Raw genomic sequence first — 13,141 nt, forward strand, 5'->3', positions numbered from 1 at the left:
TCGGCAACCCACACCGAAATCCGGATTGATGATAGCACGTCTGATGCTACTTTCAACACTCAAATCCGGAAAGCCGGATAACAACCGCCGCGGCCCGGCGCAGCTTGTCGGCGACACGGCCGAGGGCCAGGGCGCGGTCGAGCTGGCGCGCGGCCTCGCGGTTGCGCTCCGGACCGGGGCCGGGGCAGCGGGCGAAGGCTTCGCGCAGGGCGTCGCGGTCATGGAGTTCGGCCATCACACGCGCGGCGACGTCGGGATGCTGGGACAGATGGGCCTCGACCTCGAGGCGGCGCATGATGGCGAGCTCGCCGTCGACATACGCCGTCAGCTCGTCATCCGTGATCGGGTCGGTGGTGGGAGTGTTCGTCATGGTGGGCTCGCTTCCGATCGGGGTGATGGTGGCGCCGGGCTTGGAAAGCCCGCGATGCCCGTCTCGCCCCGCTGTGTCGTCAGATCCGTTTTTCCGCCGCCGGGCTCATTTCTCTCCGGCCGCCCACTTATTCGCGCGGCCATCCTCGTCGGAAGGCGGCATGACCAGACGCAATCGCGGCGTATCGGGGCGCGAGGACTTCGGCGCAGGGGGAGGCTCCTGCGCAGCCTCGCCGCGCGCCTCGAAGGCCCGGAGTGCCGCCCTGCCGCGGCCGAGCCGCGACATCAGGGTGCCGATGGGAATGTCCAGCACCGTGGCGGCGTCGGCATAGGCCATCCCCTCGATCGTCACGAGGTGGAGCGCAGCGCGCTGCTCCTCCGGCAGGGTCATGAAGGCCCTGCGTATCTGGTTCAGGCGGACATGCCCCTCTTGTGCGGGCGGGGCGAGCTCCTCGCTGATCTGAACCAGTACGTCGGCGTGGCGGGCCTCGACGCGCTTGCGGCGCTGCTCGTCGATGAAGACGTTGTGCAGCACCGTCATCATCCAAGTGCGCAGGTTGGTTCCCGGGCGCAGGCCCGGTCGCGCTTCGAGGGCCCGCACCAGGGCGTCGTGGACGAGGTCGTCGGCGTGCAGGGTGTCGCGGGTCAGCGCCCTGGCGTAGCGCCGGAGGGGCACCAGCAGGTCGACGAGATCCGGAGATCGCTGAGGAGCGTCGGAGGTCATGAAATAAAGACGCGCGGGAGCCCCGGTCTAATCCCGAAGCAACCATATTGAGAAGCGGCCCTATTGATAGGTCGCTGCCATGTCGAGGCTGCAGCGGCGGCCGATATCGTCGTAGCATTCGGCGAGCCAGCCCTGCGCCGCTGCCCGCCCGAGGTCGCGCAGGCGCTCGAACACCCGCCAGCGAGCATCGAGGCGCGAGGAGGCCTGATACTCGTCGAGAGCTCCCCGCCCGTCGATCCGGTGAACGAGAAGCCGCCGGTAATCGCCTTGGCCGAGCACGCCCTCGTCGATCAGCCCTTCCACGAAGTCGATCGCCCGCAACTCACGCAGCAGGTTGCCGTTGAAGGTGATCTCGTTGAGCCTATCCTGAATCTCCTGCGGCGTGCGCGGCGTCTCGCGTCGCTCGACGGGGTTGATCTGGATCAGCACGATGTCCCGCGTCTCGGCGCCGCGATAGAGCGGATAGAGCGGCGGGTTGCCGAGATAGCCACCGTCCCAATGCGGTACCCCGTCGATCTCGACGGCCTGGAACACCGTCGGCAGGCAGGCCGAGGCCATGAGGTGGTCGACCGTGAGAGCCTCGCGCGGGAAGACCGCGAGCTTGCCCGACCAGACATTGGTCGCCGAGACGAAGATGTTGGCCGTGCCAGCCTCCCGCAGCCGTGCGAAATCCACTTGCCCGGCCAGGGCCTTGCGCAGTGGATTGATGTTGAGCGGGTTGAGGAGGTACGGGCTCGGTCTGAACGCGCGGGCCCAGAACTCCGCCACGGGGTTGTTCTTCCACAGGCCGAGGAGCCCGTTCAGGGCACTGCGCTGGGTCGGCCAGAAATCGCCGTCGAGGCTGACCTCGCGCCAGAACCGCTCGAGGGCGTCCCGCGCTCCGTCGGCGCCGCCCGCGATCCAGCCGTCGGTCATCACCACCGCGTTCATGGCGCCGGCGCTCGCGCCGCTCATCGCCTCGAAGCCGAGGCGCCCATCCTCGATCAGCGCGTCGAGGACGCCCCAGGTGAAGGCGCCGTGGGCGCCGCCACCCTGGAGCGCCAGGGAGACCATCTTCTCGGTCCGCGGACCCTTCAGCCCGATCGCCGCGGAAGCGGGCGGATCCGTGACCGGGAGGGCGTCGACCAGATCCATCGGGGCATCGGCGCCAAGAGATTGGTGCTCCGTCAGGGAAATCTCGCCCATCGCAGGCTCCTGTTCTTGCTGCAATGCAACATGGGACTTTGTGCGCAGCGATAACATCCGCTCGCCTTTCGCGTTCCGCAACCCTGCCCTGCAGTCACCACGCAAAAACGGATGTCGAACGGGAAACCTCGACAAGGCGCTCCGGATGCGACATGGGTCTTCTCGCGGGACAAGAACCGGCCGCCGCGGTCGGTCGCGGGGAATCTCAAGCCGTGCTCAGCCCTGGCATGCTCCGGTTCTCGGCGCGGCCATGACTTGACGCACCGCCGCGATCATCTCAGCTAACCGTCGGAGCGCGATCGGTCGCCGCCTCATGCACGAGGCTGATCGGCCGCCGGTCTCCCGATCGACGGGGCCTTCTTCGGAGCGGATGGTCCCGGCCCCAAGGTCCAACGTCACGCCTCCGAGAGATTCGCCATGGACGCTTCGGCCGCCAACCCTGCCCCCACCGGCTCGATCGCCGTCGGGACGGGACCGGAAATCGCCGGCCCAGCGCCGCGGCACCGCACAACCGGCGTCGTCGTCGGCTCGGGCGAGGGCGCCGTGACGGTCGGCGGCGGCGCGCCCATCGTGGTCCAGTCGATGACCAATACCGACACCGCCGACATCGATGGCACGGTGGCGCAGGTCGCCCAACTCGCCCGCGCCGGCTCGGAGCTCGTGCGCATCACCGTCGACCGCGACGAGGCCGCCGCCGCGGTGCCGAAGATCCGCGAGCGCCTCGACCGCATCGGCATCCACGTGCCGTTGGTCGGCGACTTCCACTACATCGGCCACAAGCTCCTCTCCGATCATCCGGCCTGCGCCGAGGCGCTCGACAAGTACCGGATCAATCCGGGCAATGTCGGCTTCAAGGAGAAGAAGGACGTCCAGTTCTCGACGATCATCGAGCAGGCGATCCGCTACGGGAAGACCGTGCGCATCGGCGCGAACTGGGGCTCCCTCGACGAGGCGCTCCTCACGCACCTGATGGACGAGAACGCCAGGTCCCCCAGGCCCATCGATGCCCGCGCGGTCATGCGCGAGGCGATGGTACAATCGGCCCTGACCTCGGCCGACCGCGCCGTGGAGCTCGGGCTGTCGAAGGACAAGATCATCCTCTCGGCCAAGGTCTCGGCGGTGCAGGACCTCATCGCCGTCTACCGCGAGGTGGCGCGCCGCTCCGACTACGCGATCCATCTCGGCCTCACCGAGGCGGGCATGGGCTCGAAGGGCCTCGTCGCCGCCTCGGCCGCCATCGGCGTGCTGCTGCAGGAAGGCATCGGCGACACGATCCGCTACTCGCTCACCCCGGAGCCCGGCGGTGACCGCACGGTGGAGGTGAAGGCGGCGCAGGAGCTCCTGCAGACGATGGGGTTCCGCACCTTCGTGCCCCTCGTCGCGGCCTGCCCGGGCTGTGGGCGGACGACCTCGACGACCTTCCAGGAGCTCGCCCGCGATATCCAGAACTGGATCGTCGCCTCGATGCCGGAATGGAAGAAGGCCTATCCGGGTGTCGAAGGCCTCAACGTCGCCGTGATGGGCTGCATCGTCAACGGCCCCGGCGAATCGAAGCATGCCGATATCGGCATATCGCTCCCCGGGACCGGCGAGACACCCACCGCGCCGGTCTTCATCGACGGCAAGAAGGCCATGACCCTGCGCGGGCCGACTCTCGCCAAGGATTTCGAGACGGTCGTGACCGACTATATCGAGCGCCGGTTCGGCTCGGGGACACGGACCGCGGCCGAATAGGACCTCCCGTGCATCGATCCGCGACCTTGCCGTTCCGGCGCCGCGGGGCACATGGTCACGTCATCGCATGATCGACCCCGCCAGCCGACGTGGTAGCGGCCGGCCCGGGGTCGTTCGTACGAGACGTGGACCTGCGCCGCATCCGCCTCTCGCGGGCCCAAGCCTGGATTTCAGCACATGACGCAACCCGCCTCCCCGAGCGCAGCGGCCGCTCCCCCTGATCCGGCGGGCCGTGTCCCCGCCGATCCGGCGGAGACGCAGCGCGAGCACGCGCCGACGCCGTTCTGGACTCTCGTCGTCGGCTCGGTCGGCGTCGTCTACGGCGATATCGGCACGAGCCCGCTCTATGCCTTCCGCGAGGCCCTCGGGCCTGCCCGCGCCGACGGGATCCTGCTCACCGAGGAGGTGCTCGGCACGACCTCGCTGATCCTGTGGGCGCTGCTCATCATCGTGACGATCAAGTACGTCGTGATCCTGCTGCGCATGGACAACAACGGCGAGGGTGGCATCCTCTCGTTGATGGCGCTCGCCCGCAAGGCGCTCGGCGGCTCGCGCATCGTCTTCATCCTTGGCCTGCTCGGGGCCTCGCTCTTCTACGGCGACGCCATCATCACACCGGCGATCTCGGTGCTCTCGGCGGTCGAGGGGATCAAGCTCGTCACACCCGTCTTCGAGCCCTACGTCCTGCCGATCACGGTGGCGATCATCGTCGCCCTCTTCCTCGTGCAGAGCCGGGGCACCAGCAAGGTCGCGGCTTTCTTCGGTCCGGTCATGGTGGTCTGGTTCCTGGCCCTGGGCCTTGCCGCCCTACCTCACATCCTCGACAATCCGGGCGTGTTCGCCGCCTTCAACCCCTGGTATGCGCTGCACTATCTTCTCGGCCACGGTACCGGCGCCCTGGTCGCACTAGGCGCGGTGTTCCTGGCGGTGACGGGCGCGGAAGCCCTGTTCGCGGATCTGGGCCATTTCGGGCGCCGCCCGATCCAGGTGGCCTGGCTCGGTCTCGTCGCGCCCTGCCTGACCTTGAATTACCTCGGCCAGACCGCCCTTGTCCTCGCCAAGCCCGAGACGACGGATCCGTTCTATCAGCTCGTCCCCGAATGGGGCCTGATCCCGATGGTGATCCTGGCGACCCTCGCCACGGTCACGGCGAGCCAGGCGGTGATCACCGGCGCCTTCTCGCTGTCGCGCCAGGCGATCCAGCTCGGTCTGCTGCCCCGGCTCGAGATCCGCCACACCTCGGAATCCCATTCTGGCCAGATCTTCCTTCCGCAGGTGAACCTCCTCCTGATGCTCGGCGTCGTGATCCTGGCGGTGCTGTTTCGATCCTCCTCGGCGCTCGCCTCCGCCTACGGCATCGCGGTCACGGGGACGATGCTGCTCACCGCGAGCATGGCCTATGTCGTGCTCTGGAAGGCCTGGAAGCTGTCGCCGATCGCGGCGGCCGCGGCGATCATGCCATTCATCATCGTCGAGTTCCTGTTCCTGCTCTCGAACCTGCTCAAGGTGTTCGAGGGCGGCTACGTGCCCCTCGTCCTCGCGGGAGGGCTCATCGTCCTGATGTGGACCTGGGTGCGCGGCGTCTCGATCCTGCTCAACAAGACCCGCAAGACAGACGTGCCGCTCGTCGAGCTCGTCGCCATGCTGGAGAAGAGCCCGCCACACCACGTCCGCGGTACCGCGATCTTCCTCACCAGCGACCCCGAGATCGCTCCGGCCGCGCTCCTGCACAACCTCAAGCACAACAAGGTGCTGCACGAGAAGAACGTCATCCTCACGGTGCAGACCGTGGACACCCCCCGGTCCGCCGAGGCCGACCGCGTCCGGATCGAATCGATCGGGCCGCATTTCTCGAAGATCGTGATGAAGTTCGGCTACATGGAGACGCCGAACATCCCGCGCGCGCTGACGCAGCTGCGCAAGCAGGGCTTCAAGTTCGACATCATGTCGACCTCGTTCTTCCTGTCACGCCGGTCGATCCGCCCGGCCGCCCAGTCCGGGATGCCGCTCTGGCAGGATCGGATCTTCATCACCCTGGCCAAGAACGCCAACGACGCCACCGACTTCTTCCAGATCCCCACCGGGCGGGTGGTCGAAGTGGGGACACAGGTGACGGTTTGAGGTTCGGCCACGACCCTCCCGCGCTGAGGAGGGAGGGTGCCTGGCGGATGCGAGGCGGGAACGGAAACCGCGATCTTTCTTGAAGGGACGTGTGCTGCCCGCTGCGCGGGCCACTCTCCTCCCGCGGACAGGAGAGAGTGCTCAAGGCCGGCCCTCACGCGGCCAAGGACATCGATTCCTTCTTCATCAGCTCGCGGTAGAACCCGTCGAGATGAGTGAGCTTGTCCGGCGAGCCGTCCTGGATGATGCGGCCGCCTTCGAGCACGACGATCCGGTCGAAGTCCTTCAGGGTCGAGAGCCGGTGCGCGATGGCAATGACGGTGCGACCCTTCATCAGATTGGCGAGGGCGTGGCGGATCGCCTCCTCGGATTCCGCGTCGAGGGCCGAAGTCGCCTCGTCGAGGAGCAGGATCGGCGAGTCCTTCAGGATCGCCCGCGCGATGGCGATGCGCTGGCGCTGGCCGCCCGAGAGCTTCACGCCGCGATCGCCGACGATGGTGTCGAATCCCTCGGGGAGCGCCTGGATGAAGTCCGTGCAATGGGCGGCTTCCGCTGCCTTCCACACATCCTCGTCGGTGGCGTCGGGTCGGCCGTAGCGGATGTTCTCGCGCAGGGTCCGGTGGAACATCGACACGTCCTGCGGCACGACGGTGATCGCCTCGCGGAGTGAGTCCTGCGTCACCCGGTTGATGTCCTGGCCGTTGATGAGGATGCGGCCGCCCTGGACCTCATAGAAGCGCTGCAGCAGCGAGAAGATCGTCGACTTGCCGCCGCCCGACTTGCCGACGAGGCCGATGCGCTCGCCCGGCTCGATGGCGAGGTCGAAATCGGTGAACACGGCGCGCCCGTCCGGATACGCGAAGGCGACGTGGTCGAAGGTGAGGGCGGCGCCCGTGGTGCCGGCGAGCGGCATGGCCTCGGGGTGGTCGCGCAGGTCGTGCGGCTGCAGCAGCGTGTGCAGGGCCTCCGACAGGCGGGCGGTGTGCTGGGTCGCGTCGACGAGGGCTACGGCGAGGTCGCGGGTGGCGGCGAGGATGCGGATGCCGAGGGTGCAGACGAGGACGACCTCGCCGTTCGTCGCCTGACCGGCCTCCCACAGGGTGATCGCCCAGTAGAGCAGTCCGAGCACCGCGAAGACCGTGAGGACGGCGTGAACGATGCGCAGCTTCTCGAGGTAGAGCAGCGACGAGCGGCGCGAGCGCATCTCGACGCCGATGGTCCCGTCGAAACGTTTGTACTCGCGCTTGAACGCCGAGAAGGCGCGGACCAGCGGCATGTTGCCGACGAGGTCGACCATCTCGCCGTCGACGCTCGCGGCCTTGGCGGCGAAGTCGTGATGGAGCGGCTTCCCGGCCGCCGCCATCTTGAACATCAGGAGGACGACGGCACCGAAGATCCCGGCGAGCACCAGGGCCATGGTGAGGCTGACGGTACCGATGTAGAGGATCGAGCCGAAGGCCGCGACGCAGGGCGGCATCACGTTGAACACGAACATGTTCTCGACCGTGAAGATCGCGTTCGAGGTCGCCGTGATGCGCGAGGCCAGGGTACCGGGCTGGCGGTCGGCGAAGAACGAGGGCGAGTGCCCGGTCATGTGCCGGAACAAGTCGCGGCGGATGTCGCCGGTGACGCCGACGAAGGTGAACGAACCGACGAGGCTCGCCACGCGCCAGAGCAGGTTGTCGGCGGCGATGAAGGCGATGAGGATCGCGAGCGCCCCCCAGATCATCCCGGCTCCGGGACCCTTGCTCAGGGCATCGACGACGCCCTTGAGAGCGTAATCGGTGCTCACGGAAAACCCGACGGCGCCGAGGACGGCGCACAGGATCACCACATGGGGCAGGGCGCGGCGCCTGAGATAGCGCCCGACGAAAGCGAAAGGCCTGTTGGCATAGACGCAGAGGTCTTCCATCGCGGTGACCATCCCGGGTTCTGGCAAGCGGACCTCGACGAAGGCCGGCGGCTCGTCCGCGGGTTGCATGCCCAGCATGTCCCCCGAGTCGCAACGCGAACCGACGTGAAGTGTTTCAGCCCGCCGTCAAGCTAATCGCTTTATATTCCGCGAACCTGAACGGCAGTTGAGCGGCAAGCGAATTCGGTGCCGTTATCCCGCCCTGTCGCGGTGTTTCCTCAGGTCGGCTCGCGCCGGGTCTCCGGCATGATCAGGGCGAGGAGCGCGAAACCCGCAAAGCCGACGATGGCGAGACCGAGGAAGGCGCTCTGGCTGCCGAGCTTGTCCGCCATGATCCCGGCGAGCGACGTCGAGAGGGCGGCGCCGATGCCCATGGCGGTGCCGACCGCCCCGAGGGCGGTGTTGAACCGGCCGGTGTGGCGTGTGGCGTCCGAGACCACCAGGGGCACCATGACGCCGAACACCGCCGCCGAGATCCCGTCGAAGACCTGGATCGCCACCAGCAGTTCGGGGCTCGTCGTGTAGGCGAACAGGAGGCCGCGGATCGGCAGGGCGGCGAAGCCGATCAGGAGGAGCGGGCGCCGTCCCCAGCGTTCGGCGGCGCGACCGATGGCAGGCCCGGTCAGCGCCAGCACCACCTGGGGCACCACGATGCAGGCCGCGATGAGAGCTGTGGCGGTCTCGCTTGCCCGCATGGTCAGCATCGATCCCACGAGCGGCAGCATGGCCGCGTTGGCGAGGAAGAACAGGCTCATGCAGGCGGCAAAACAGATCAGAGTCCGGTTGGTGAGGAGCGCGCGCAGGCTGGTCCTGGTCTCATCGGGCTGACGCTCGGGCTGGCGCCGCGCCGCGGTCTCGGCCGGCCGGGTCGGCGGGCGAACGAAGGAGAGCGCCACAAGCGTGGGAAGCATCAGGGCAGCGGTGAAGTAGAAAACCGCATCGTTCGAGATGTAGTAGCCGCAGGCACCCATCACGGCTGCGGCGACGGCATTGCCGAGCGCCGAGAAGCTGGCGTTTCGCCCCAGTCGCTCGCCCGCACGCGCATGGCCGACGAGACCGATGCTGATGGCGGCGATGGCGGGGGTGAGGATGCAGCTGGCCGCCGAATGCACGGCCATGGCAAGAAGGACGATGATGAAGCTCGGCCACGCCGCCAGCGCGAAGGCACTTCCAGCGATCGCCACCACGGAGAGGCCGGCGGCGAAGCGGCGGGAGCGAACGGCATCGACGAAGGCGCCGCCAGGAACCTGGCCGAGAAGGCTGACCAGGCTGCCCACCGTCAGGGCAAAGCCGATATCCGACTGGGTCCACTTGGCCTGGGTGAAATAGACCGCCAGAAACGGTCCGAACCCGGTCTGGAGGTTGGCGACGAAGAAGGTGAAGCCGTCGAGGCCCCGGCTGCTCGCGCGCTCGATCGCGGTCATGTCGGGGAGGGTCTCCGCTGCCGTGTCGGCCGGCGCCGCGCGCCGGGGGAGGGGACGCGGGCGAAGATCGGGCCGCGGCAGATCCCGCGGCGCGACCGCGCGACGGTAAGTCGAGCGCGGCGCCGTCATCGATCGGGCGCCTTCTCCGGTGGCTTGTCGGCGGGCGCCGGAACAGTGACGGGCGCAGGAGCAGCAGGAACCGCAGGTGGGGCGAGCTTCGTGGCGGGCGCCTGAGGAGGCGGAGCCGCCGCGGGCTGCTGGGCGGTCTGGTCCGGCTCAGCGGGCGCGCTCGGGCTCGCCGGACCGAGAACCACGATCGGATCGCCCGGCTTGTACTCGGGGGACACTCGAACCTGGTTGCGGGTAAGCTGCAGCACCGGACGTCCGGGCTTACCCTCGAGGTTGAAGCGCAATGCCCGCCAATCCACGGCGATCTTGCGCGAGCCGACGCCGAGGAAACCGCCGAAATCGATGATGGCGGCGCGCGGCCGTCCATCCTTGTCGAGGACGATGTCGATGATCCGACCCATATCCTCGCCAGCGGCATTGCGCACGCCCTTGCCGAGGATGCCTTCGTAATCCTGGGTGTCGAGAACGGTCGCGGGCGTCCCGGCCGGCGTGGCGGGCGTTCCGGCCGGCGTCGTCGAGGGAGACGCGGCAGGAGGCGAAGGCTGCGCCGCCGCCGCCGGAACCTCTCCGGGCGTCTGGGCCTGGGCGGCGGTCCCCGTCGTCTGCGGTTCGTCGGCGGCGATGGCGGTGGCAGCCCACGCGGTGATCGTCGCTGCGGCGATCGTCCGGACAGTTCTGAACACGGATGGTCCTCGATCAGGCGTCGCGACGGCCCTCCGCACAACAGCGACCGGACCGGCGTGTTCCCGCTTGGCTGCGGGCCGGGGTCATTGCGCGAGGACCTGGGCGAAGTTGTGAATGACGTGTCTTGCGCCGGCCTTTTGTCCGGACCGCACATGCGTTCCTGCCCGGGCCAAGCTCCGGCCGCAAGATCTAGGCCGCCAGATCCAGGCCGCAACATCCAGGCCGCCAGATCCAGGCCGCAACATCCAGGCCGCGCGCAATCCAGGCCGCGCGCAGGCCCTCCGACCGGGCAGGCGTCCGGAGAGGGGCGTCGGGGTGGGGGCGGGGTCGGCGCGCACGGCCGTCATGTCTGCCGCGGCCGGATCGACCTCCTGTCGCGGCGTGTCCGTTACCGAAGGCGATCATACTCGTAGAGGCGGGCGGCTTTGACGAGCCCGTCTGGTTTTCGCCCAAACCCCGTCGTAGAGAGCACAACCTGTATTCCGTTTCGATCCGATGGTGAGGATCGGTTTCGCGTATCGTTGGGGTTCGTGCCGATGTCGAAAGCGTTGAAGACCTCCCGTGCCCTGCTGTTGGCAGCCCTCACTGGAGGCCTCGCGGGCGGTTGCCAGGCGCTCAATGGCGGTGGCGGCGTGATGCCGGTGAGCGAGGTCGGTCCACCGCCCTCGATGCGCACCGCCATGCCCGACCGCGCCGGCAAGGCGGCGGAGGTCGATCCCGACGGCGTGCCGCTTCAGACACGTCCGACCCGGCAGATCGCTTTGCCGAAGACCGTCGCAGGTGCCTCGGACCGGACGGCCGCCCAGGAACGCCGCATCAGGCGCGACGAGATCGACTCGCCCGAGGAAGCGCGGACGAGCTCTGGCGGCCTTGCGCCTCAGCTCGGCGCCAGCGGCGGCATGGGACTCGGCGGCAAGTTCTGACGTTCCGGACGGTCTGAGGATCAGGCGGTGGGAGCCTTGCGCCCGCCGTAGTAATCGTCGAGCCGGCCGCCATAGGCCGGATCTCCGAACGGGTCGTCACCCGGCGAATGGGTCGGCGCGCCCGAGAGCGTGTCCTCGTCGAGGTCGACGACGTAGCCGCCGAGCTCGACGCTGTAGCGGAGTGAGCGCCAGGGCAGCGGATGGCGGCTCTCGCCCATGCCCAGGAAGCCACCGAAGGCGAGGACCGCATAGGCGACCTGGCCGGAGACCTTGTCGACCATGAAGTTCTGCACAGTCCCGAGATGGCGCCCGTCCGGATTGTAGACCGCCGTGCCTTCGACCTTGTCGGAGGCGATCAGACGGGCCGTTTCGTCGTTCGGCACGCCTTCCGCGGCTGGATCGAGTTCGAGCGATCCGGGCGCGCGGAGGGTGCGTTCCTGATCCGAGGGAGGATTCGGGCGAGGTGAATTCGGCAGGTCGGTCGGCATGCGCTCTCCTCGAAGGCCATCGCTTCGGCGAGGAGACGTGCGGGCCGGCATGGCGGTTCCGGTCTGCCTGAGGGCGCCTTTCGCCCCGCGATCTGTGGATGGCGGTGCGAGAGCCGATTATTTTCCCTTGGAACGCCGGAATGACCGCTTAGTTGTTGCAGCTATGCGCCTCGAGGCCTTACGGCCATGGAGAGACTGGCGCTCAAAGCCACATCCGGAGGGAAGCCATGGCGACGAAGACTGCACCGAAGGCCGAGAAGCCGGCCGCTGCGCCTAAGGCGAAGAAGGCCGCCGAACCCAAGGCGAAGGCCGCTGGCGCGAAGCCCAACGCCCTGCAGCAGCCGCTCAAGCCCACCGCCGAGCTCGCCGCCATCGTCGGCACCGCGGCGCTGCCGCGCGGCGAGGTCGTCAGCAAGGTCTGGGAATACATCAAGAAGCACAACCTCCAGAACCCCGAGAACAAGCGTGAGATCCTCGCCGACGACAAGCTCAAGAAAGTCTTCGGCAAGGACAAGTGCACCATGTTCGAGATGAACAAGCACCTCGCCGCCCACCTCAAGTCGGCCTGAGGCCGATCGCCCGGTCCCGTCGAGGGACCGGGCGCTCTTATCCCAACTCCTACGTTAGGCGATGTTGCGCAGCACGCCGCCATCGACCCTGAGGGCCGCGCCGCTGGTGGCACTCGCCGCCGGACTGCAGATGTAGGCCACCATGCTGGCGACCTCGTCCACGGTGGCGAGCCGCCCGATGAGCGAGGTCGGCCGGTGCTCGGCGACGAATTGTCGGCCCATGGCGTCGAGATCGGGGTCTTCGGTCCCCGCCGCCATCTGCTTCATGAAATCGGCGACGCCTTCCGATAGGGTCGGACCGGGCAGAACGCTGTTGACGGTAACCCCTGAGCCCGAGACGGTCTCGGCAAGGCCCCGTGCGACAGCGAGCTGAGCGGTCTTCGTCATGCCGTAATGGACCATCTCCACCGGGATGTTGATGGCGGATTCGCTGGCGATGAAGACGACACGTCCCCAGCCCTTTTCGACCATGCCCGGCGTGTAGGCGCGCGACAACCGCACGCCGCTCATCACGTTGGTGTCGAAGAAGCGCTGCCAATCCTCGTCCGGGATGTCGAAGAACGGCTTGGGCTCGAAGATCCCGGCATTGTTGACGAGAATGTCGACCGTCGGCAGCCCCGCCACCACGGCCTCGGCGCTCGCGCAGGCCGCGACGTCACCCGGGGCGGCTAAGATCGCGCCGGAGCCTGTCTCTTCCTTCAGGCGCGCCACTGCCTCGGCGCAGCGCTGCGTGGTCCGTCCGTTGACCGCCACGGTGGCGCAGAGCTGTGCGAGCGCCTTGGCGATGGCGTAGCCGATGCCGCCGGTGGAGCCAGTGACGAGGGCGGTACGCCCTGTAAGATCGAGGTTCATGGGGTTCATCCTTGGCTGATCGCCGTG

The 13,141-nt window shown here is 68.0% G+C and carries 11 protein-coding genes and 1 pseudogene; 4 read left to right on the forward strand and 8 right to left on the reverse strand.

Annotated elements, in window-relative coordinates; translation table 11 throughout:
• Window positions 1–76 precede the first annotated feature (76 nt).
• The 3 genes and pseudogenes from K2Y56_RS12035 to K2Y56_RS12045 form a co-directional block, all read right to left on the reverse strand.
• A pseudogene (locus K2Y56_RS12035) lies at window positions 77–370 on the reverse strand (zf-HC2 domain-containing protein); the annotation flags it as partial.
• 105 nt (window positions 371–475) lie between these two features.
• A complete protein-coding gene (locus tag K2Y56_RS12040) occupies window positions 476–1,093 on the reverse strand; it encodes a sigma-70 family RNA polymerase sigma factor (RefSeq protein WP_292507627.1) in 618 nt (205 codons plus the stop codon).
• A 60-nt stretch (window positions 1,094–1,153) separates the two neighbouring features.
• Window positions 1,154–2,227, reverse strand: a complete 1,074-nt coding sequence (locus tag K2Y56_RS12045; protein ID WP_292507777.1) for a patatin-like phospholipase family protein — start codon at window positions 2,225–2,227, stop codon at window positions 1,154–1,156.
• A 468-nt stretch (window positions 2,228–2,695) separates the two neighbouring features.
• Between K2Y56_RS12045 and ispG the strand changes: the two genes are divergently transcribed.
• A complete protein-coding gene (gene ispG / locus K2Y56_RS12050) occupies window positions 2,696–4,012 on the forward strand; it encodes a flavodoxin-dependent (E)-4-hydroxy-3-methylbut-2-enyl-diphosphate synthase (protein WP_292507628.1) in 1,317 nt (438 codons plus the stop codon).
• Window positions 4,013–4,189: 177 nt separating this feature from the next.
• Entirely contained in the window at window positions 4,190–6,133 is a 1,944-nt protein-coding gene (locus K2Y56_RS12055) for a potassium transporter Kup (RefSeq protein ID WP_292507629.1), read from the forward strand.
• A gap of 154 nt (window positions 6,134–6,287) precedes the next feature.
• Here the strand turns inward: K2Y56_RS12055 and K2Y56_RS12060 are convergent, their stop codons facing one another.
• The 3 genes from K2Y56_RS12060 to K2Y56_RS12070 form a co-directional block, all read right to left on the reverse strand.
• Window positions 6,288–8,045: an ABC transporter ATP-binding protein gene (locus tag K2Y56_RS12060; protein ID WP_292507779.1), complete on the reverse strand. Its 1,758-nt coding sequence runs from the start codon at window positions 8,043–8,045 to the stop codon at window positions 6,288–6,290.
• A gap of 218 nt (window positions 8,046–8,263) precedes the next feature.
• Window positions 8,264–9,598: an MFS transporter gene (locus K2Y56_RS12065; protein ID WP_292507630.1), complete on the reverse strand. Its 1,335-nt coding sequence runs from the start codon at window positions 9,596–9,598 to the stop codon at window positions 8,264–8,266.
• Window positions 9,595–10,281, reverse strand: a complete 687-nt coding sequence (locus tag K2Y56_RS12070; protein ID WP_292507631.1) for a PRC-barrel domain-containing protein — start codon at window positions 10,279–10,281, stop codon at window positions 9,595–9,597. The genes K2Y56_RS12065 and K2Y56_RS12070 overlap by 4 nt, the downstream gene beginning before the upstream one ends.
• A gap of 537 nt (window positions 10,282–10,818) precedes the next feature.
• On the opposite strand from K2Y56_RS12070, the gene K2Y56_RS12075 reads away from it, so the two are divergent.
• Window positions 10,819–11,205 carry a hypothetical protein gene (locus tag K2Y56_RS12075; RefSeq protein WP_292507632.1) on the forward strand — a complete coding sequence of 129 codons (387 nt, stop codon included), beginning with the start codon at window positions 10,819–10,821 and terminating at the stop codon, window positions 11,203–11,205.
• A gap of 20 nt (window positions 11,206–11,225) precedes the next feature.
• Here K2Y56_RS12075 and K2Y56_RS12080 read toward each other — a convergent pair whose 3' ends face one another.
• Window positions 11,226–11,693 (reverse strand): PRC-barrel domain-containing protein, encoded by a 468-nt coding sequence (locus K2Y56_RS12080; protein ID WP_292507633.1) that lies wholly within the window; start codon window positions 11,691–11,693, stop codon window positions 11,226–11,228.
• A 227-nt stretch (window positions 11,694–11,920) separates the two neighbouring features.
• Between K2Y56_RS12080 and K2Y56_RS12085 the strand changes: the two genes are divergently transcribed.
• The gene (locus K2Y56_RS12085; protein ID WP_292507634.1) at window positions 11,921–12,262 is read left to right on the forward strand and encodes an SWIB/MDM2 domain-containing protein; all 342 of its coding nucleotides are present in this window, start codon (window positions 11,921–11,923) and stop codon (window positions 12,260–12,262) included.
• 54 nt (window positions 12,263–12,316) lie between these two features.
• Here the strand turns inward: K2Y56_RS12085 and K2Y56_RS12090 are convergent, their stop codons facing one another.
• The gene (locus tag K2Y56_RS12090) at window positions 12,317–13,114 is read right to left on the reverse strand and encodes an SDR family oxidoreductase (protein ID WP_292507635.1); all 798 of its coding nucleotides are present in this window, start codon (window positions 13,112–13,114) and stop codon (window positions 12,317–12,319) included.
• Between the last annotated feature and the right edge of the window lie 27 nt (window positions 13,115–13,141).

Origin of the sequence: Methylobacterium sp. (genome assembly GCF_019745455.1) — a bacterium.
Classification (GTDB): Bacteria; Pseudomonadota; Alphaproteobacteria; order Rhizobiales; family Beijerinckiaceae; genus Methylobacterium.